Source organism: Chloroflexota bacterium, assembly GCA_020850535.1.
Taxonomy (GTDB): domain Bacteria; phylum Chloroflexota; class UBA6077; order UBA6077; family JACCZL01; genus JADZEM01.
The window spans coordinates 1-21,162 of record JADZEM010000033.1 but is presented as its reverse complement, the minus strand read 5'-3'; the positions used below and the strand labels follow the sequence as shown (position 1 = coordinate 21,162).

16 protein-coding genes are annotated in these 21,162 nt (G+C 68.4%); 5 read left to right on the top strand and 11 right to left on the bottom strand.

What is annotated here, in order from left to right:
- A partial coding sequence (locus IT306_05980) for an FAD-dependent oxidoreductase (protein ID MCC7367949.1) occupies positions 1 to 256 on the bottom strand: 256 nt, incomplete at its 3' end.
- Positions 257 to 516: 260 nt separating this feature from the next.
- On the opposite strand from IT306_05980, the gene IT306_05975 reads away from it, so the two are divergent.
- Positions 517 to 2,043 (top strand): IS1182 family transposase, encoded by a 1,527-nt coding sequence (locus IT306_05975; protein MCC7367948.1) that lies wholly within the window; start codon positions 517 to 519, stop codon positions 2,041 to 2,043.
- A 170-nt stretch (positions 2,044 to 2,213) separates the two neighbouring features.
- Here IT306_05975 and IT306_05970 read toward each other — a convergent pair whose 3' ends face one another.
- Positions 2,214 to 2,447 (bottom strand): hypothetical protein, encoded by a 234-nt coding sequence (locus tag IT306_05970; GenBank protein ID MCC7367947.1) that lies wholly within the window; start codon positions 2,445 to 2,447, stop codon positions 2,214 to 2,216.
- Between the two features lie 385 nt (positions 2,448 to 2,832).
- Here IT306_05970 and IT306_05965 point away from each other — a divergent pair, with 385 nt between their 5' ends.
- Both IT306_05965 and IT306_05960 read left to right on the top strand, forming a co-directional pair.
- On the top strand, positions 2,833 to 4,899 hold the full coding sequence (locus IT306_05965) for a protein kinase (protein MCC7367946.1): 2,067 nt from the start codon (positions 2,833 to 2,835) through the stop codon (positions 4,897 to 4,899).
- A 391-nt stretch (positions 4,900 to 5,290) separates the two neighbouring features.
- The gene (locus tag IT306_05960) at positions 5,291 to 6,334 is read left to right on the top strand and encodes a cellulase family glycosylhydrolase (protein MCC7367945.1); all 1,044 of its coding nucleotides are present in this window, start codon (positions 5,291 to 5,293) and stop codon (positions 6,332 to 6,334) included.
- A 66-nt stretch (positions 6,335 to 6,400) separates the two neighbouring features.
- Here IT306_05960 and IT306_05955 read toward each other — a convergent pair whose 3' ends face one another.
- From IT306_05955 to IT306_05940, 4 genes are all read right to left on the bottom strand, one after another.
- Entirely contained in the window at positions 6,401 to 7,951 is a 1,551-nt protein-coding gene (locus IT306_05955; protein ID MCC7367944.1) for an ABC transporter ATP-binding protein, read from the bottom strand.
- On the bottom strand, positions 7,948 to 8,880 hold the full coding sequence (locus IT306_05950) for an ABC transporter permease (protein ID MCC7367943.1): 933 nt from the start codon (positions 8,878 to 8,880) through the stop codon (positions 7,948 to 7,950). Before IT306_05950 ends, IT306_05955 begins: the two co-directional genes overlap by 4 nt.
- Positions 8,881 to 8,882: 2 nt before the next feature.
- On the bottom strand, positions 8,883 to 9,893 hold the full coding sequence (locus IT306_05945) for an ABC transporter permease (protein MCC7367942.1): 1,011 nt from the start codon (positions 9,891 to 9,893) through the stop codon (positions 8,883 to 8,885).
- Positions 9,894 to 9,987: 94 nt separating this feature from the next.
- Positions 9,988 to 11,178, bottom strand: a complete 1,191-nt coding sequence (locus IT306_05940) for a BMP family ABC transporter substrate-binding protein (GenBank protein MCC7367941.1) — start codon at positions 11,176 to 11,178, stop codon at positions 9,988 to 9,990.
- Between the two features lie 171 nt (positions 11,179 to 11,349).
- On the opposite strand from IT306_05940, the gene IT306_05935 reads away from it, so the two are divergent.
- A complete protein-coding gene (locus IT306_05935) occupies positions 11,350 to 13,212 on the top strand; it encodes a glycoside hydrolase family 15 protein (protein MCC7367940.1) in 1,863 nt (620 codons plus the stop codon).
- A gap of 43 nt (positions 13,213 to 13,255) precedes the next feature.
- Here the strand turns inward: IT306_05935 and IT306_05930 are convergent, their stop codons facing one another.
- The 5 genes from IT306_05930 to tal form a co-directional block, all read right to left on the bottom strand.
- A complete protein-coding gene (locus IT306_05930; protein ID MCC7367939.1) occupies positions 13,256 to 13,690 on the bottom strand; it encodes a DUF1049 domain-containing protein in 435 nt (144 codons plus the stop codon).
- Positions 13,691 to 13,783: 93 nt separating this feature from the next.
- The gene (locus IT306_05925; protein MCC7367938.1) at positions 13,784 to 14,794 is read right to left on the bottom strand and encodes an alpha-ketoacid dehydrogenase subunit beta; all 1,011 of its coding nucleotides are present in this window, start codon (positions 14,792 to 14,794) and stop codon (positions 13,784 to 13,786) included.
- A gap of 74 nt (positions 14,795 to 14,868) precedes the next feature.
- Complete coding sequence (locus IT306_05920; GenBank protein MCC7367937.1) at positions 14,869 to 15,831, bottom strand: thiamine pyrophosphate-dependent dehydrogenase E1 component subunit alpha; 963 nt, start codon at positions 15,829 to 15,831, stop codon at positions 14,869 to 14,871.
- A gap of 243 nt (positions 15,832 to 16,074) precedes the next feature.
- Entirely contained in the window at positions 16,075 to 17,523 is a 1,449-nt protein-coding gene (gene gndA, locus IT306_05915; GenBank protein MCC7367936.1) for an NADP-dependent phosphogluconate dehydrogenase, read from the bottom strand.
- Positions 17,524 to 17,712: 189 nt separating this feature from the next.
- Complete coding sequence (gene tal / locus IT306_05910) at positions 17,713 to 18,849, bottom strand: transaldolase (protein ID MCC7367935.1); 1,137 nt, start codon at positions 18,847 to 18,849, stop codon at positions 17,713 to 17,715.
- 313 nt (positions 18,850 to 19,162) lie between these two features.
- On the opposite strand from tal, the gene IT306_05905 reads away from it, so the two are divergent.
- Positions 19,163 to 21,013 carry a transketolase gene (locus tag IT306_05905; protein ID MCC7367934.1) on the top strand — a complete coding sequence of 617 codons (1,851 nt, stop codon included), beginning with the start codon at positions 19,163 to 19,165 and terminating at the stop codon, positions 21,011 to 21,013.
- Positions 21,014 to 21,162: the final 149 nt, after the last annotated feature.

Below are 21,162 nucleotides of genomic sequence, written 5' to 3'. Positions count from 1 at the left end.
TCAGGTCGTCCCAGAACTCGTCCTCGGGGTACAGCCCCGTGACGTAGGCGTTCTTGCGGGTGTGCATGTACCGCACGTCGCGAGTGTGGCGGCTGTTGCCCCCCCGAAAGTGCTCGGGCGCGCCTTCGAGGACGAGCACCCGCGCACCCGCACGCCGGGCCGAGAGCGCAGCGCACATCGCCGCATTGCCGCCCCCCAGAACGAGAACGTCGATGTCCTGGGGAATCGAGGTTGTGCCGTGCTCGCCGTTCCGCATCTGACCATCCCGAGCCGCGTGTCGGTCGTGCGGCTACCGGGTGGGATGCGCGCTCTCGACTGACCAGGCGCGGCATGATAGCCGCTTGCAGCGCCTGCTTGCAGCGCGCGAACCAGTCCAGCTTGACCAGATGGATGCATGGACCCGCCTCATCGCGGGTGGCTGACGATTCGGCGCGGGTGTTGGGCGCGGCGTTCTAGGAGTGTGGGTCACGGGTGAGAGGTCGCCGGTGAGGGGATCGACCGGGTAGGCTGTCGGTTATGTCATCGACCGATCGATTCAAGCCGTACCAGCCGGATGTCCGGGCGGTGGTCCGTCTGGAGGAAGCGTTGCCGCCCGAGCACCCGGTCCACGTGTTTGTGGATCTGGTGCAGGGGGTGGATCTGCAGCACTTTCTGATCCCCCCGGGTCCGAAGGGCGAGAAGCCGTACCATCCGCACGCGCTGTTCGGGATCCTGGCGTGGGGGTACCTGCACGGGGTGCGGTCGGCGCGGAAGCTGGCACGATTGGCGCGCCAGGAGGCGACGTTCGTCTACCTAGCGGGTGGCGGTCAGCCGAACTATCGGACGTTGGCCCGGTTTCGTCGGGACAACGCGGTGGCGTTCACGGCGGTGTTCCAGGAGACGGTGGTGCTGGCGTTGCGGGTGGGGCTGGCCCGGCTGGGCCACGTGGCGCTCGACGGGACCAAGCTGAAGGCGAACACGTCGAAGCACAAGGCGATGAGCTCCGGGCGGATGCGGCAGCGGGAGGCGCAGCTCAAGGAGGAGATCGCCCGGCTGGTGGAGCAGGCCGAGACCCAGGACACGGCCGAGGATCGGGAGTACGGGGCCGACTCGGACGGGTATTCGGTGGCCGAGGAACTGGCCCGGCGGGAGGCGCGCCTCGCGAAGATCCGGGCGGCCCGCGAGCGCCTGGAGGCGGAGCAGCGCGCCGAGCAGGGGCTGCCGGCGGATGCGGCCCCCGCGATCGCCGACAAGGAGCAGCGGTCGTTCGCGGACGGCGACGCCCGGATCATGCTGATGAAGCGGGGTGCGTACGACTACGCCTACAACGCCCAGGCCGTCGTCGATGCGGAGAGCGGGGTGATCGTCGCAGCGATGCTCACGAACATCGCTGCGGACATGCGCCATCTGCCAGACCTGGTCGCCGAGGTGCGGACCCTCCGAGACGGGGCGGGACTGCTTGACGACCACCCAACCACGGTGAGTGCTGATGCCGGCTACTTCAGCGGGGAGAACGCCGCCGAAGATCGGGACGGCCTCGATCTCCTGATCGCCGCCGGGCGCGACGACCCGGCCGGCACGACCACGAAGGCTGCGGTGTACGCGATCGACCGCTTCGGCTACGACCCGACGCGCGATGTTTGGATCTGCCCAGCCGACAAGCTGCTGGTGCTCCAGGTCGCCCCGCCGGGTGCGACCGGCCGCCCCAGCACCAACCAGTACCGCGCAGCGTCGGCGGACTGTGCGGACTGCCCCCTCCGTGCCGCCTGCCTCAAGCCCAACGAAGACCATCGGGTGCTCCAGGCCAAGGACCGCCGATCCGCCGGGGCGATGCGCTACAAGCTCCGTCAGCCGGATGCTCGCCGACGCTACGCCCGCCGCAAGACCATCGTCGAGCCGGTCTTCGGCCAGCTCAAGGAGGCGCGCGGCTTCTCCACCCTCAGCCTGCGCGGCCTCACGCGCGCCGCCGGTGAGTACTTGCTGGCCTGCCTCGCCCACAACCTCGGCAAGCTGCTGCGCGTCTGCCCGCTCCCGTCCGCCCGGCTGATTCCAGCGACGGCCTGATCGTCACGCTCCACCTCCTTCGGGCCTGTTGACCAGCATCGCCAGCCCTGGCCACGATCTCAGGCTGCCACGCCAGACGCCCCCGGGTGACGGAGATCGCCCTCGACCTCCTCCACGGTTACCCGACGGCTTCCTCGACGCTGCTCATGCCAGACCCGTGACCCACACTCCTAGTGGCGGTCGAGCCGGAGGCGCAGTCGCCCGGAGACCTCTTTCTGAACCGCGATCCAGCCGGCGTCGTGCAGCGCGCTGATACAGACCCGCAGATCGTGTGGCTCGATGCCAGCCCACGAACCCAGCTCGTCAAGCGTACCGGTGAGGCCGGACCCCTGGGTGATCGCCTCGAGCAGGTGCTGTTGAGCGTGGGCGAGAGACGGATGGGCAGTGGGGGGAGGGTACATCATGGAACCTGGATGCTCACTTCCTGTGTAGCGCGTCCTTGGGTAGCGCTCCCACGAATCGACCAACGTCCGCCACAGTGGCCTTACGACAAAGGCAACGATGGAGGGTGACGGGTAGCGCCCAGGCTGGACTACAGAAGAATCACGGCGAGGCGCTGGGCGGCGTGCCCAGACCAGCCGATGTGAGCAGAACGAGCGGGCGGCCTGCCGGTGGCACGCTGCGAGATCCGCCCCGCGAGGCTGCATGGCCGACAAGGTATACGTCGGCGTCAGGTTCGGCTATCCTAGCCTCCTGAGCCGTTGTCATCGGTGAACCATGGGCGACTCGGATCGGGGCAGCGACGTCACGGCTGGCGGCGTCGATCACACGAGGCAGGGGAGAGGCGGCATGAGCACACCGCCGCCAGGAAGCTACGGGGACTCGCTGGTAGGCCGCACGCTGAACGGCGTGTATCGGCTGGTCGATCTCATCGGCACCGGCGGCTTCGCAGATGTCTATCTCGCCCGCGACCTCCGCACGAACGTCACCGTGGCCGTCAAGATCCTCCACGCTCACGTGGCCCGCGAGGCGGGATTGGTGCAGCGCTTCGCCACCGAGGCCGACGTGGCACGGCGGCTCCAGGGGCCGAACGTGGCCCGAGCGCTCGACAGCGGCCAGGAGGCCGGCATCCCTCCGTATCTCGTGATGGAGTACGTGCAGGGACTGCCGCTCTCCGAGATCATCCGCCGACGCGGGCAGATGCCCGTGCAGGAGGCCGTGCGGCTGATCGATCAGGCGCTCGCCGCGCTCTCCGAGGCGCACGGTCTGGGCATCGTCCACCGTGACATCAAGCCCGCCAACCTGATGGTCGACGCCAACGGCGTGGTCAAGGTCATGGATTTCGGCATCGCCCGGGTGCTGGAGCAGAGCGGCAACACGACTGTCGGGCACGTGCTGGGGACGCCCGCCTACATGGCCCCGGAGCAGGTCGCCGGCCAGTCCGTGGACTTCCGCACCGATCTGTACGCCGTCGGTGTGGTGTTGTACGAGCTGCTGGCCGGCCGCAGTCCGTTCAGCGGGACGTCCGATCCGATGGTCGCGATGGCGCGCGTCATGAACGAAGCGCCCACGCCGGTGCTCAGCGTCCGGAACGATGTCCCGCCGGGCGTCGCCGCCGTGGTTGACCGCGCGCTGGCCAAAGCGCCGGACTGGCGCTTCCAGTCGGCCAACGAGATGCGGCAGGCGCTCTCGCAGGCGATGACCCCGCCAACCGTTCAGCTCCCGCCGCGGCCGCAGTGGCCGCGGACGCCGCCTGGTGGCCCGGCTGGACCGTTCGCGCCGCCGCTGCCGCCGTACGGCACGCCTCGGCCGCCCGGCCCTCCCGGCCAGACAACGCCCGGGCCGGTCCAGCCGGGGACGTTCCCACCGGGCACGATTCCCCAGGGGCCGCGACCGCCGGCGCCCGGCGGCATGACGCCCGGCCCCGGCCAGCGTGGGCCGGTCCCACCGATGCCGCCAGGGCCGCCGTATGGCGGTGCGCCCCCGCGGAAGTCGCCGCTGCCCGTCATCCTCGGCGCGGGCGCGATCATCCTGCTGTTGATCGGCGGCATCGTCGGCCTGGTCAGCTCCGGTGGCATTGGCGGGCGCGGTACCGCTACACCAACGCCCACGCTGGTGGCGCTCGCGGCGACCTCTACGCCGGCTGCAAAGCCGAACCCGACCAATACGCCTGTTCCGGCCACGGCGGCTGCCCCGACGGCGACCCCCGCCCCGGCGAAGCCGACCGCCCCACCGCAGCCGACCGCCGCCCCGGCTACCCCGGTTCCACCGACCGCCGCGCCGCCAACGCGGGTCCCGCCGACCCAGGTGGCGGTCGCTCCGACGGCCACCGCGCTGCCACGTGCCGTCTTCCAGGCCAACTTCAACAACGGCGATCCGCGTGGCCTCTACATCGGTATCCCGCCTGACCGTCAGCGGGAGCACCTGCTCTGGGAAGGCGAGTACGTCATCAAGACGCTGGTTACCCAGCCGGTCAATTCGATTGCCTTCATCCCGAACTCGGCCAACGTCGCAGACGGTGTGATCGTGGCGACAGTCCGCGCCATCGACGGAGCAGACTACGCCTACCTGACCCTTGGGTGCCGCGCGCAGAACAGCGAGCAGGTCTCGCAGTACGCGGTGCAGCTGACGGTGTCGCCGCCGGCCGTGCGGCTGCGTCGCTTCGACAACGGCCAGCCCGTCGCTCTCGTGGACTGGGTCGAGCATGCAGCGATCCGAGGCGGCCGGCAGGCGAACCGCCTGGAGCTGCGTTGCCAGGGAAACACGATCGTCGCGGTCGTCAATGGCGTGCCGGTCATCACACACCAGGACGGCCGGTATCAGGTCGGGACGTGGTCGATGGGCACGGGGACGTTCGGCGATATGGCCGGGCGCTCGGAAGGCCGGTTCGACGACGTGGAGCTGCGCAGCCGGTAGGATCGTGGCGCGCGCCCGGTGTTCCCGCCCTCGACGTTTTGTCGATGAACTGCCCGTTCCGGCTGCTCCGGCGCTGGCCTTTGGCACGCCTTCTGCACGATGGCCGACGGGTTTGCGCGGCTTCGTCGCCCGTGCAGACCTGTGTGCCGAGCTGCGGACGCGCTCAGTGGGTCGACCTGCGAGTCGACAAAATGGAACCATGCTGACGCCCTGCCGTTGTACTAGGTGCACGTGTAGATCATGACCAGGGGGTCAGGGACTGGTGCTTCGATTCGCAAGGTTCCTCAGCGTTTTCGCGCTGGCTGCCGCAGTGTTCGGGTCGCTCCCGAGCGGTGCGAGCGCTCAGCTTGTTCCCACGCAGCCGGCTCCGACACCTGCACCGCCGCCGCCGATGCAGGTTGTGACGCCCAACCCGGATTACGGCGCCAGCGTCTTCCTGCTCGGCAACCCGGCCACCACCGACCGCGACCTCCAGTTGCTCAAAGCCGCTGGCATGAACTGGGCGAAGCTGACGGTGCCGTGGCGAAGCATCGAGGCAAGCTGCAAGAACTGCATCGACTGGACCGACCTTGACCGTGTCGTGGCGGCGGCTTCGGCGGCCGGCGTCAAGCTGATGGTGCGTGTCGATCATCAGCCGGACTGGGCGCGGACGACGAAGGTCGAGAACGGCCCGCCCGACGATATGTACGATTACGCCGACTTCGTCTCGGTTCTGGCGAACCGGTACCGCGCCGGCTCCCCGAAGGGCGTCGTAGACGCGATCCAGGTCTGGAACGAGCCGAATCTCTCTCGCGAGTGGGGCGGCGCCGCGATCAGCCGTGACCAGGCGGCGCAGTACATGTACATGCTCAAGGAGACCTACACGCTGGTGAAGCAGGTCGATCCGACCAAGATCATCGTCAGCGCCGGTCTCTCGCCGACGGGCACCAACGACGGCACCGCGATGCCAGACGATATCTACCTCGGCTGGCTCTACGAGTTCGAGCTGGCGCAGTACGCGGACGTGATCGGCGTGCATGCGCCGGGCTACGGCTCCGCGCCCGAGGCTGAACTGAACTCCGATCCCCGCTTCCCGCACCCGTCGTTCTACTTCCGCCGGGTGGAGCAGCTGCGCGAGATCATGACCCTCAACGGCGACGGCAGCAAGCCGTTCTGGGTGCTGGAGTTCGGCTGGACGACCGATCAGATCAACCCGCAGTACTCCTGGTACGCCGTCTCCCCCGAGCAGCAGGCGGACTACATCGTCAAGGCGTACCAGTACGCCAAGGCGAACTGGGCGCCGCAGGTGGGCGTGATGTTCGTCTGGAACATCGCCGATCCGAGCTGGACGACGGCCAACGAGCAGTACTGGTGGTCGATCACCAATCCAGACGGGACGCCGCGCGCAGCGTACACTTCGCTGATGGCGGCCCGCACGACAGGCCTGCTGCCGTAAGGCGTGGGCCCCAACCCTCCGACCGACGAGGATGAGGAGAACGTAGCGCGGGGGTTAGCCCCCGCGCTACATCGCGTCGACGGTGGCTCCTGCCATCAAGAGTCCCAGACCTTCGCGGGTCGCCTCAGCGGCCGCCATACTCGCCACGATCCGGCCCCGGTACATGACGGCGATCCGGTCGGAGAGCGCCAGCAGCTCGTCCAGCTCTGACGACACCAGGAGCACCGCCGCTCCACCGTCACGGGCCTCGACGATCTTGCGATGGATCAGCTCGGTCGCTCCCACGTCCACCCCGCGCGTGGGCTGGGCCGCGATCAGCAGCCTCGGATGCGCCGACAGCTCGCGCGCAACGACCGCCTTCTGCTGATTGCCGCCAGAGAGCGTTGACGTGCGGGCTTGCACGGATGGCGTTCGCACGTCGAACTCCTTGACGAGCCGGCCGGCGAATCGCAGGATGGCGTCGAAGGCGCGACACAGCCGATGTGCGAACGGCGCGCGGTTGTAGCGTGACAGAACCAGGTTGTCCGCCAGCGGGTGAGCCAGCACCAGTCCGTACTTTTGGCGGTCCTCCGGGATGTGGCTGACGCCCCGAGCGGCGATCTGCCTCGGTGCGGCGTGCGTGAGATCGGCGTCAAGCAGCCGGATGCTGCCCGACACGGTCGGGCGGAGGCCGTAGATCGCCTCTACCAGCTCGGTCTGGCCGTTGCCCTCGACTCCCGCGATGCCGACAATCTCGCCGGCCCGCACGTCGAGGTCGACCCCATCCACGGCCACGCTGCCGCGCTGGTCGCGGATGCGAAGCTGCTCGACGCGCAAGACGGTCTCGCCTGGATGGGATGGCGACTTATCTACCTGGAGATCGACCGCCCGCCCGACCATCAGCGCAGCCAGCCGCTCCTCGTCCGTCTCGGACGGGAGGACGGACCCGACGACCTCACCGCGCCGCAGCACCGTGATCCGGTCCGCGATCTGCAGCACCTCGCGGAGCTTGTGGCTGATGAAGATGATCGCGCGGCCGGCCGTGGCGAGCTCGCGCATGACGCCGAACAGGTGCTCGACCTCGGGCGGGGCAAGCACGGCGGTCGGCTCGTCGAGGATCAGCAGCTCGGCCTGTCGGTAAAGCGCCTTCAGGATCTCGGCCCGCTGCTGGACGCCGACTGGCAGATCGTGGACGACAGCGTCAGGGTCGATCTCCAGGCCATAGCGCGCAGCGAGCGCGCGGAGGCCGCCCCGCGCGGCGTCGAGATCCAGCGAGATGCCGCGCACCGGCTCCGCGCCGAGGATGACGTTCTCGGCCACGGTGAACGTCGGAATCAGCATGAAGTGCTGGTGGACCATCCCGACGCCAGCGCGGATCGCGTCGCTGGGGCCCGACGGGCGGTACGGCTTTCCGCGCAGGGTCATCGAACCCGCGTCAGCCTCGACCAGCCCGAACAGGACGTTCATCAGGGTGGACTTGCCGGCCCCGTTCTCGCCGAGCAGGGCGTGGATCTCGCCGGGCCGCACGTCGAGCGCGATCTTGTCGTTGGCGACCAGCGCACCGAACCGCCTCGTCAGGCCCGACACGGCCAGCAGCGGCGGCCGAGCGGCCCGGTCCGCAGGCGAAGCGGCGCTCACCCGCTGGCCCTCTGGCCCTTGACGTAGGGGACGCCGATGGCGGCCGGCGCGGCGGCCCGCCCGACCAGCCCGGCCACCACGACGATGGTCAGCACGTACGGCAGCATCCCGACCAGCTGATACGGCACGGCGAAGCCCTGGATCTGGAGCGTGACGGGCAGCGCCTCGGTCAGGCCGAACAGGAGCGCCGCGCCCCAGGCGCCGAGCGGCGTCCATTTGCCGAAGATCATGGCGGCCAGGGCGATGAAGCCGCGCCCGTTGGTCATCAGCGCCTCGAAGTGCGGGACCGATTCGAGCGTGAAATACGCGCCGCCGAGGCCCGCCAGGACGCCGCCCAGCACCACGTTCCCGATCCGCAAGCGGGTCACATCGATGCCCACCGTGTCAGCCGCCAGTGGATGCTCGCCAACGGCACGGGTGCGAAGCCCCCAGCGGGTCCGGAACAGGGCGATATGAACGACGGCCACCAGGGCGACGGCCAGCATCGTCAACGGCTGGTGCTGGAACAGGAGCGGCCCCAGGACCGGCAGCTCGCCGAGCACGGGGATATGGGCCGGCGGCAGCGTGGCAGCCCCCGGCGGTGCGCCCGTCGCGAACAGTTGGCGGTTCAGGAAGCCAGTCATGCCGACGGCCAGGATGTTGATGGCCGTGCCGCTGATGATCTGATCGACCGCGAAGCTGACCGACAGGATCGCGTGCAGCAGCGCGAGCAGCGCGCCGGTCGTCATGGCTGCCGCGACGCCGAGCCACGGGCTGCCGGTGTACACGCCCACGGCGAAACCGGCGAACGCTGCCCCGAGCATCATCCCCTCGATGGCGATGTTGACCACTCCGGAGCGCTCGCAGACGACCCCCGAGAGCGCTCCGAGCACCAGCGGCGTGCTCTTCACGATCGAGACGGCCAGCAGCGCCACGACAATGTCCAGCACAGCTACTGGGCCCGCCCCCAGCCCTTCGCCACGATCCCCTCGGTGGTGGAGGTCGGGCGACCGCCGATCCGGTACAGCCGGCGGACCAGCTCCTCCGCGGCCACCAGCAGCAGGATGATCCCCTGGACGACGGAGATGATATCGATAGGGATCTGGCTGACGAACTGCATGCGGGTGGCGCCGGCCCGCAGCGCGCCGAACAGGATGGCGGCCGGTATCACGCCAAGCGGGTGACTCTTGCCCAGAAGGGCCACGGCGATGCTGTCGAAGCCGTAGCCGGCGCTGAACCCGGGCGTGTGGTAGTAGTTGACGCCCAGGACTTCGATGGCTCCTGCCAGCCCGGCCAGCAGGCCTGACAGCGCCATCGTCAGCGTGACCGTGCCACCCACCGAGATGCCGGCGTAGCGGGCGGCACTGGAGTTGAGGCCGACCGTCCGAATGGCAAACCCGACCGTGCCGCGGAACAGCAGCCACCAGCAGCCGACGCTGAGCGCCAGCGCGATGATCAACCCCCAGTGTACCCGAAGGTCGGCGACGAGGGGCGGGATGCGGGCGGACTCCAGCACCTTCGGCGTCTGGGCCACCACCACGAACGGGCTGGGGTCTTTGAGCAGGCCCGACAGCAGGTAGCCGGTCCCGAGCAGCGCCACGTAGTTGAGCATGATGGTCGTGATGACCTCATGTGCGCCGGTCCTGGCCTTGAGCAGCCCGGCAAAACCGGCCCAGGCGGCCCCCGCCAGCGCGCCGGCCGCCAGCGCCACGAGCAGGTGCAGCGGCCAGGGCACGCCGCTCACGCCGAAGCCGACCCAGGCGCTGACCAGCGCCCCGACGCTCAACTGCCCTTCCGCACCGATGTTGAACAGGCCGCCCCGGAAGGCCAGCCCGACTGCCAGGCCGGCCAGGATGTACGGAGTGGCCCAGACCAGCGTCTCGGAGATAGAGGCGACGCGGCCGAACGACCCTTCCCAGAGGCCACCGTAGGCCAGGATCGGGTCGCCGCCGGTCGCCCAGATCAACAGCGCGCCGGCGGCGAGGCCGGTCAGGACGGCAAGGGCCTGCACCAGCAGAGTCTGCGCGAGTATCCGGACGTTCACGGCGAACGAATCGCTAGGGGAGGGTCACGCCGGTGCGGACAGCGCCGCTCTTGAGGCCGGCGTCGATCTCCTTCAGGCGAGCCTGCGCCGCATCAGGCACCTTCGAGGCGTTGTCATGGAACGGCGCGAGGCCGACCTGCCCGGTCTGGTTGCCGCTCTTGAACGTGCCATCCTGCACGCTCTTGACGAGGTCGAAGACGCCCGGCGTGATCAGCTTCATCGCGCTGGAGACCAGGACCGGCCGCACCTGGGGCAGCGTCTCCCACTGGTCGGTATCCACGCCGATGGCCAGGACGTTGCGCTCCGTCGCGCCGAGCAGCGCGCCGTTGCCGGTGTTGCCGCCGGCGCCGAAGATCACGTCAGCCTGCTGCTGGATCATCTGAACGGTGGTGTTCTTGCCCCAGTCGGGATCGCTGAAGCCCCGGGCGAGGCCGCCAGGATGGTAGGCCATGATGACGCGAATCTCCGGCTTCACCGCCTTCGCGCCAGCCTCGTACCCCTTGCCGAACTTGACGACCGGCGGCACGAGGTCGGTGCCGAGCACGCCGGCGACCACGTTGGTCCTGGTCAGGAGCCCGGCGAGCGCGCCCGCCAGGTAGCCAGCCTTGTCCTCGTCGAAGATCAGGCCCGCCAGGTTGTCCGTGGTGTTCTGCTGGAACTGATCCACGCCGATGAACTTGACGTTCTTGTACTTTGCCGCTGCTTCCTGGGTCGCCTGCCCGATGGCGAACCCGACAGTCACAATCACGTCGTAGCCGTCCTGCGCGAACTGGTCGATGTTCTTGGCATAGTCCTTCGGGTCGGTCGTCTCCAGGAACTTGACCTCAGCGCCCAGCTCGCGCTGCACCCGCTGGACGCCCTCCCAGGCCGACTGATTGAAGCTCTTGTCGTCGACCTTGCCGACGTCGGTGACGAGGCCGACGCGCAGCCGCTTGCCGCTGGCGGGCGGGCTCACCGCCGCCGGGCTGGCGGCCGGCGATGCCGCTGCAGCGGCCGGGGAGGCCCCTGCCGACGCGGCCGGACTGGCAGTGGCAGCCGACGCTGCCGGCGACGAGGCTGGCGCGGCAGCCGCCGGCGAGGCTGGCGCCGCGGGCTTGGCCGGTTCGGCTGGCTTCACCGTAGGCGCGGTTGCCGTCGGGGTGGAGCAGGCCACCAGCGTCAGCGCAAGCACCAGCAAGGCGGTCAGGAAACGGAGGCGGGGCATCGGAAGACCTCCAGTGCACGCATCGGGGATTCTGGGGGAGATCGGTGCGCCGTCGCCGCGCACGGCTGGGGCAGCATAGCATGGTGACTGATCGAACGTTCGGCCAGGCCGCGCTCAGCCCTGGCCCAATTCGTGTTACTGGTATGAAGACCGGGGGGAGTGGGATCGGCTATGAGTTATCTCCCGATTGACCAGTATGGCGTCATCGGCGATCTGCACACGGCGGCGCTGGTGGGGCGGAACGGCTCGATAGACTGGCTGTGCCTGCCGCGCTTCGATTCGCCGTCGCTGTTCGCCGCGATTCTTGACGACCGTATCGGCGGGCGCTTTCGGATCTGCGCCAGTGGCGAGCTGACCACCCGCCAACTGTACGTGCCGGACACCAACGTCCTGATCACGCGATTCGTGACCCCGGACGGCATCGCCGAGTTGTACGACTGCATGCCCATCGAGCATGACCGGCCCGGCGAGCACAGTGTCCCGCACGATCTGGTGCGGGTGATTCACGGCGTCCGTGGGACGGTGCCACTTGAGCTGCTGTGCCAGCCGGCGTTCGACTATGCCCGCGCCAGCCACTCGGTCCGCGAGATCCAGCACGGCTGCGTCTTCACGGCTGATACGCCAGCCCAGGAGCGCGTCAGCCTGCTCTCGAGCGTGCCGCTCACGCTCGACGATCTGAGTGCCCGCGCGGAGTTCACCATCCACGAAGGCGAGTGGGCCGGCTTCGTGCTGGAGTGGGTCGACGACCGCCACCCCATGACCTCACTGCCGCCCACGGTGACCTTGCGACACACCGTTCAGGCGACGGTCGATTTCTGGCAGCGCTGGCTCGGCGGCTCGACCTATCGCGGGCGCTGGCGAGAGCAGGTCGGACGGTCGGCGCTGGCCCTCAAACTGCTGACCTACGCCCCGACCGGCGCGATCATCGCCGCACCGACGATGGGCCTGCCCGAGGCCATCGGCGGGCCGCGCAACTGGGACTACCGGTACAGCTGGGTCCGCGACAGCAGTTTCATCGTGTACGCCCTGATGCGGATCGGGTTCGTCGAGGAAGCGGCGCGGTACATCGACTTCCTGACCTCGAAGTGTCTCGACGTGGCGGCCGGCGAGCCGCTGCGCGTGGTCTACCGTATCGATGGCTCGAATGACCTGGGCGAGATACACCTGGATCATCTCGAAGGGTATCGAGGCTCGCGGCCGGTGCGCGTGGGCAATGCCGCTGTCGATCAGCTCCAGCTCGACATCTTCGGCGAGTTGATGGACTCGATCTACCTGTACGACAAGTACGGCGCGCCGATCTCCTACGACGTGTGGAAGAGCCTGACGGGCATGCTCAACTGGCTGTGCGACCACTGGCAGCTTCCGGACGACGGCGTCTGGGAGGTCCGAGGCGGGCGGCAGCACTTTGTGTTCTCGCGGATGATGTGCTGGGTGGCGTTTGACCGCGCGCTGCGGATGGCGAACAAGCGCGGCTTGCCGGCCCCACGCGACCGCTGGGAGGCGGCCCGCACGGCGATCTACGAAGAGACGATGGCCCACGGGTACAACCATGAGATCGGGGCGTTCGTGCAGCACTACGGAGCCAGGTATCTCGATGCTGCCAACCTGCTGATGCCGCTGGTGAAGTTCGTCGCGCCCACCGACCCGAGGATGCTCAACACGATCGACGCGACGCGCAAGCTGCTGGTGAGTGACTCGCTGGTGTACCGCTACGATCCCGACTGCGCCGCGCCCGACGGTCTGCGCGGCGACGAAGGTGCGTTTTCGTTGTGCACCTTCTGGTGGGTCGAGGCGCTGACCCGGGCCGGCTATCTGCGCGAGGCGCGCCTGACGTTCGAGAAGATGCTGACCTACGCCAACCCGCTCGGACTGTACGCCGAGGAGCTGGGGCACTCAGCCGAGGCGCTGGGCAACTTCCCGCAGGGGTTCACCCACCTGGCGCTGATCAGCGCGGCCTTCAACCTCGACCGCGCCCTGGACGATCCACGCCTGGCGAGCAGCCGGCTGGAAGCGCCGCTGCTCGGCCCGGCCTGAGCCGCGGCGCCCCCCAACGACCGTGGGAAGGCGCGCGGTCAAACTACCCCTTCGACGAGTCGCCGCTGGGGAGCGAGGTCGAAGCCGTTCCGCCTTCCACGGCTGATGGGTTGACCGGCACAGCCTCGTAGAGCGGCGTGCCACCAGTCGCCGTCAGCGAGGCGACCTGTGCGTCGAGGGCCGCCTTCTGGGCCGTCAACTCTTCGACCGCCTTCTCAAGCTCGGCGATGCGCTTCTCGTGCGTGGACACCATCCGGCGGGCCGAGCGGCGGCTCCACTGGAGTCGGACCTCGCGGCCCAGGCCGAACATCAGCGTCACCAGCGCGCCCAGCGCCGCGCAGATCATCACGAGCACTGACAGCGGCACGGCTTCGGCGCTGATCCAGAGGAAGCGGATCGTCGTGGGCGCGGAGTTCTGGACCGCGAACAGTGCGATCACGATCCCGAAGGCCAGCGCGGCGATCCAGAAGCCTTGCATGCGGGAGGTTATAGGTCATGGATCGTAGATCGTGGGGGGAAGGGCGGCGCGAGCACGCCCCTACGACCCACGATCGTCGACCCACGCCCCACGCTAGATGATCCGTCGGATGGCGGCGATGATGTCGTCCTTGTACGGCAGCGCCTCGCGTTCCAGGCTGGCGGCGTACGGCAACGGCACGTTCTTGCCGCAGACCCGCTGTGGCGGCGCATCCAGGTAGTCAAACGCGGCGTCAACCACCCGCGCGACGATCTCTCCGCCGACGCCGCCCTGCTCAACAGCCTGATGGCTCACGACCAGCCGCCCAGTCTTCTTGACCGACGTGACGATGGTGTCCACGTCGAGCGGGGAGACCGTGCGCGGATCGATCACCTCGACGCTGATGCCTTCCTTCTCCAGCTCTTCCGCGGCCTGGAGCGCTTCGAGCACCTGGGTGTGGATGCCGACGACGGTGACATCCGTCCCCTCGCGCTTCACGTCCGCTACGCCGAACGGGATCGTGTACTCCTCGTCCAACGGCACCTCGCCCTTGGTGAAGTACAAGACCTTGTGTTCGAGGAAGATGACCGGGTTGTCGTCGCGGATGGCCGTCTTGAGCAGGCCCTTGGCGTCCGCCGGCGTGGACGGGACCACCACCTTCAGACCCGGGATATGGGCGAACCACGCCTCCAGCGACTGGCTGTGCTGCGCCGCGTTGCCACGTCCAGCTCCCTCCTGCGCCCGCATGACCAGCGGGAGGGTGATCTTCCCGCCGAACATGTAGCGCATCTTGGCGGCCTGATTGACAATCGGCTCCATCGTCAGCGTCATGAAGTCGACGTACATGATCTCGGCGACGGGCCGGGTGCCGGTGGCCGCCGCGCCGACCGCCGCGCCGGCGATCACCGCCTCGGTGAGCGGGGTGTCGCGGATGCGCTCTGGCCCGAACTCTTCCACCAGACCCTTGGTAACGCCGAACACGCCGCCGCCGCCCCAGATCGCCACATCCTCGCCCATCACGAAGACGGTCGGATCGCGGCGCATCTCTTCGCGGAGGGCCAGGTTGAGCGCCTCCGCATAGGTCATCACTTTCGTCCCCGCCGCGGGGGGCGATGCAACTGCCATGGTCGTCCCTCCGAGTTGTCAGCCGTCAGTTGTCAGCGATCAGAACGTGTCTGCTGACAACCGAGCACTGACGACTACTTGTAGATGTCGTCCATCAGGATCTTCGGGTCTGGCTCGACGGCAGCCTTCGCCGCGTTCGCCGCCACGTCCACCTTGCCCTGCACGTCCTTCTCGATCTCGGCGATCTCGTCCTCAGACGCCACGCCGTTGTCGAGCATGTAGGAGCGCAGCTTCTCGATGGCGTCCTTCTCGCGCCAAACGTCCGTCTCTTCCTTGGTCCGATAGTTGAGCGGATCGCCCACGTGGTGCCCGAGGAAGCGGTAGGTGGTCGCCACGATGAAGGTCGGGCCCTGGCCGGCGCGCGCCCGCTCCACGGCCTCGCTGGTGGCCCGGAAGACGGCCAGCACGTCCATGCCGTCCACGTTGACACCCGGAATGCCGAAGCCGATGCTTCGTAGCGCGAGATCCTCGACGGAGGTCATGACCTGGACTCGTGCGGACATCGCGAACTGGTTGTTCTCGCAGACGAAGATGACCGGCAGCTTCCAGACGGCCGCCAGGTTCATCGACTCGGCCAGGATGCCCTGGTTCAGCGCGCCATCGCCGAAGAAGCAGACGCTGACCTTGCCGTTGTTCAGGTACTTCGCGGAGAGCGCCGCGCCGGTGGCGATAGCCATGCCGCCGCCGACGATGCCGTTCGCACCGAGGATGCCCTTGTCGATGTCGGCGATGTGCATGCTACCGCCCTTGCCGTGGCTGTAGCCGGACTCCTTGCCGAGCAGCTCCGCCATCATCATGTTCACGTCGCCGCCCTTGGCGATACAGTGGCCGTGGCCGCGATGGGTGCTGGTGATGGTGTCGTCCTGGTTGAGCGCGGAACACACGCCGACCGCGATGGCTTCCTCGCCGACGTAGGCGTGGGTGGTGCCACGCATCACGCCTTCGCGGTACAGCTCGTAGGCGCGGTACTCGAACGCTCGGATCTGGGCCATGCTCCGAAACATGTGGAGCATCTGTTCGCGCGTGAGGGCAGCCATCTCTGCGGCGATTGCCATGCGGATCCTCCCGAACGGATAGTGGAAGGCCGCGGTGGCCGCAGAAGCCGGCGCCGCACCGCAGCCGTCGCTTTCAAGACTCAACGTTCGCGCGGACATGGTAGACGACCCGTCCCGGCTCGGGCCACTGGTGTGAGAAGCAGGCCAGGACGACGTATCGAGAACGCGCGCGGCCGCCGTCTCGACAAGGGGACGGCGGCCGTTGGTCAGGCTCCGCGGGGGATGTCAGGCGTCGTAGGAGCCGGAGGTCACCGTCGCCTGCTTCTCGAACGGCCACTCGGTGTGGAACACGCCCGGCTTGTCAACCCGCTGGTAGGTGTGCGCGCCGAAGTAGTCGCGCTGGCCCTGGATCAGGTTCGCGGGCAGGCGCGCCGCCCGGTAGCTGTCGAAGTAGTCCAGCGCTGCGCTCATGGCGGGCACCGGCAGGCCCAGATCGCGGGCGATCTTGATCACCGTCCGCAGCGAGCCCGTCCGCTCGTTCATGCGCGGCGAGATCTCCGGCGAGAGCATCAGGTTCGGCAGATCCGGGTCGGAAGTGTACGCCGACTGGATCTCGGCCAGCAGCTTCGCGCGGATGATGCAGCCGCCGGTCCAGATCCGGGCGATCTCGGCGAGGTTCAGGCCGTAGCCGCGCTCGGCGGACGACGCCTGGAGCAGCGCCAGTCCCTGGGCATAGCTGCTGACCTTCGCGGCCCAGAGCGCCGCTTCGAGATCCTTCTCCAGCGAGGCCCGGTCGTAGCCGGAGGCTGCGCGGGATGGCCCGGCCAGGAGGCCGCTGGCGTGGACGCGGGCATCCTTGAACGAGGAGATGCTGCGCGCCCAGACGGCGGCGTCGATGGTCGGGATCGGCGTGCCAAGCTCCAGGGCGTCCTGGCACATCCAACGGCCGGTGCCCTTCTGGCCGGCCTTGTCGAGGATCACGTCCACGACCGGCTGGCCGGTGTCCGGATCGGTGAACGCCAGGACGTTCGCCGTGATCTCGATCAGGTACGAGTCAAGGTCATGCTTGTTCCAGGAGGAGAAGACCTCGGCCATCTCCGGGGCCGACAGGCCGAGCGCATGCTGCATCAGCGAGTAGGTCTCGGCGATGAGCTGCATGTCGCCGTACTCGATGCCATTGTGCACCATCTTGACGTAATGACCGGCGCCGCGCGGCCCGATGTGGGTGACGCAGTCACCCTGGGCGCTCTTGGCCGAGATCGCCGTGAGGATCGGCGCGAGCGCCGCGTAGGACTCCGGAGAGCCGCCTGGCATGATGCTCGGACCCCACAGCGCGCCCTCTTCGCCGCCGCTGACGCCCATGCCGACGTAGTTCAGGCCGCTGCCCTCAAGCTCCTTGTGGCGACGCTCGGTGTCCTGGAACAGCGAGTTGCCGGCGTCCACGACAATGTCGCCGTCCTCCAGCAGCGGTCGGAGGTTGGCGATCTGCTCGTCCACGGCCTTGCCGGCCTGAACCATCAGAATGATCTTGCGCGGCCGGTCGATGGACGTGACGAACTCCTCCAGGGAGTAGGTCGGCGTGAACCGGCGGCCGGCCGCCGGCCCCGCTGCGAAATCCTTCGTCCGCGCCGCCGTCCGGTTGAAGACGGCGATGGGGAAGCCGTTGCGCTCGATGTTCAGCGCGAGGTTCTGGCCCATGACGGCCAGCCCGATCAGTCCTACTTGCGCACCCATAGGCGTGCCCACCTCCTCCGTGTCGCCGCGGCCAGCCCACGCAGGCCGCGTGGGCACGAGATGCCGCAGTCGTCCGTGTGTTCAAAAACGCCAGTCGTCGTCGTCATAGTAGGCCAGACGCGGCCAGCGGCAGACGTGAGACGAGGCGGAGCAGACACGCTGCTCCGCCTCGATCTGCCCGGTCGCGAATCAGGCCCGTGCGTGCAGCGCTGACCGCTTCTCGACGATCCCCTTGAGCAGCGCGTCGAACGCTTGCTCGAACTTCTCGACGCCTTCCTTCTCCAGCTGGTCGGTGACCGCCTTGATGCTGACGCCGACCGACTCCAGCGCGGCGAGCGTGGCCGTCGCACCGCCGATGTCGTTCTCGACGGTGTTGGCGACCGTGCCATGATCGCGGAACGCGTCGAGCGTCTCGCGCGGCATCGTATCGACGGTGTCCGGGCCGATCAGGGCATCGGCGTACAGCAGGTCGGAGTAGGCCGGGTTCTTGACGCTGGTGCTGGCCCAGAGCGGGCGCTGAACGCGCGCGCCGTGCGCCTTGAGGTCGGTGAACCGCTGGTCGCCGAAGATCTTCTTGAAGCTCTGGTAGGCGAGGCGGGCGTTCGCCACGGCAGCTTTGCCGCGCAGGCCCAGGATCTTCGCCTTCGCTGCCTCGTTCGACTCGGCGGCCGCCTTCTTGTCCAGCAGCGGGTCGATCATCGTATCGACGCGGCTGACGAAGAAGCTGGCGACCGACGCGACGCGGTCGACCGGCTTGCCCTCGGCGACGCGGCGTTCCAGGGCACGCACATACGCCCAGGCCACGGCCTCGTACGCCTCGATGGCGAACAGCAGCGTGACGTTGACGTTGATCCCCTCGGAGAGGAGCTTCTCGATGGCCGGCACGCCCGCGGCGGTGCCCGGCACCTTGATCATCAGGTTCGGGCGCTCCACCCAGGTCCACAGGCGGCGCGCCTCTTCGAGCGTGCCCTCGGTGTCGTAGGCGAGCGTCGGAGAGACCTCGAGCGAGACGAAGCCGTCCCCGCCGTTCGTCGCGTCGTACAGCGCGCGGAACTGGTCGCACGCCTCCCGAATGTCCTCGACGGCGAGCTGCTCGTAGATCCCGACCGGCTCGGCGCCCCGCTTCACCATCGTCTCGATGGTGCCATCATAGTCGTCGCCGGCGGCGATGGCGGCCTGGAAGATGGCCGGGTTTGCCGTCATGCCGCGCAGGCCATCGTGCTCGATCAGTTGACGAACGTCGCCGGAGAGCAGCGCCTTCCGCCGAATATAGTCCAGCCAGACGCTCTGGCCCTGCTGCTGAAGCTCTACCAGGGGATTGCCCATCGTGCTGCCTCCATCGTCGGGGTCACTCGTGAGCTGTACGCACTCGTACGTATGGTAGCCGGATGCCGCTGTCGCGCGTCCGCTCCGCCGCGCATGCTCGCGTGTCGGTCGGCCAGCACCGACGCCGCACGCCGGTCGAGCGCGTGGCAGCGCTCTTGCATCGCGCCTCTGCGCCTTCGCGCTCAGGCCGGCCGTTCCAGAAAGGCGGCCAGCCCCCTGGCATAATGATGACAGATCCTCGAAGACGCTTGACGGACAGTGCGATCCTGGCGCGGCTGGTAGAAGCAGCGCCGGGCAGTGAGTAGGAGAGGGTATGGCGACCGAAACTTCCGGCCGGGTCGAACAGTGGCGTGAGCTTGCGAAGCAGCTTCGAGTAGACAGTATTCGGTCGACCACGGCGGCCGGCTCAGGCCATCCCACGTCGTCGATGTCGGCGGCGGACCTGGCGGCGGTCCTGCTCTCCGACTACCTGCGCTACGACTTCGATCACCCGACCAACCCGAACAACGACCACCTGATTCTCTCGAAGGGGCATGCCGCGCCGCTGCTCTACTCGATGTACAAGGCGGCCGGCGCGGTCTCCGACGAAGAGCTGCTGACGCTCCGGAAGCTCGGGAGCCGCCTCGAAGGGCATCCGACGCCGGATCTGCCCTGGGTGGACGTGGCGACCGGCTCGCTGGGGCAGGGCCTGCCGATTGGCGTCGGCGTGGCGCTGGCCGGCAAGCACCTGGATAAGCTGCCGTTCCGAACCTGGGTCATCTGCGGCGACAGCGAGATGGCCGAGGGCAGCGTCTGGGAGGCGATGAGCCGGGCGTCGGACGAACAGTTGGGCAACCTGGTCGCCATCGTGGACGTGAACCGTCTGGGCCAGCGCGGCCCGACGGCGCTCCAGTGGCACACCGAGGTCTATGTCGCCCGCGCCAAGGCGTTCGGCTGGCGAGCCATCGAGATCGACGGACACAACTTCGCCGAGATCGACGCCGCGTTCAAGGAGGCCAGCTCGGGCGGCGACCGGCCGACGATGATCGTGGCGCGCACGAAGAAGGGCTCCGGGGCCTCGCTGGTCGAGGACAAGGAGAACTGGCACGGCAAGGCGCTCTCGAAGGAGCAGGCCGAGGCGGCTATCGCCGAGCTGGGCGGCGTGCGGCAGCTCACAGTCAAGCCGAAGCTACCGGCCGCCGATCCTGGCAAGAAGCCGACTGCCGCGAGCGCCCCGTCGCTGCCGACCTGGGAGCTGGGGAAGAAGTACGCGACCCGGCAGGCGTTCGGCGACGCACTGGTCGCGCTCGGGGCGGCGCGCGCCGATGTGGTCGCCATTGACGCGGAGGTCGGCAACTCGACGTTCACCGAGCTGTTCCAGGAGAAGTTCCCTGAGCGGTTCTTCCAGTCGTACATCGCCGAGCAGCAGATGGTGGCCACCGCCGTCGGCATGAGCGTCCGCCACTACGTGCCGTTCGCGGCGACGTTCGCGGCGTTCCTCTCGCGGGCCTACGACTTCATCCGCATGTCGGCCATCTCCAGGGCGAACATCCGCCTGTGCGGCTCGCACGCCGGTGTCTCGATTGGCGAGGACGGGCCGTCCCAGATGGCGCTCGAAGACCTGGCGATGATGCGGGCGGTCGGCGGCAGCACGGTGCTCTACCCCTGCGATGCCAACCAGACCGCCAGGCTCGTGGCCGAGATGGCGGACCTGAAGGGCATCGTCTACATGCGGACGACGCGGGCCGCGACGCCGGTGGTCTACGCTGCCGACGAGTCGTTCCGTGTTGGCGGCAGCAAAGTGCTGCGCTCGTCAGGCTCGGACAGCGTGACCATCGTCGCGGCCGGCATCACGGTCCCGGAGGCGCTTGCAGCCGCCGACACGCTCGCGAAGGATGGCGTCTCTGCCCGCGTGATCGATCTCTACTCGGTCAAGCCGGTCGACGCCGCGACCCTCAGCGCGGCGGCCTCAGAGACGGGCGGCATCGTGGTGGTGGAGGATCACTGGTCTGAGGGCGGCCTCGGATCGGCGGTGCTGGAGGGGCTGGCGTCGACTGGCAAGCCGCTGCCGAAGGTCAGGCTGCTCGGGGTCAGCAAACTACCCGGGTCTGGTACGCCCGCCGAGCTGCTCGACGCCTGCGGGATCAGCGCCCGGCACATCGTGGAGGCGGCGAAGGGACTGTAGCCGACCTCACCCCCCAATCCGGGGGGCTGACTTCCCGACAGTTATTGCGAAGGCGGGTCCACCATCTGCGGAACCCGGAGGTTGAATGACCGAAGGGAGGCAGATGATGGACCCGCTAGGAGTATGGCAAGGATGGGGCCGCGAGGTGG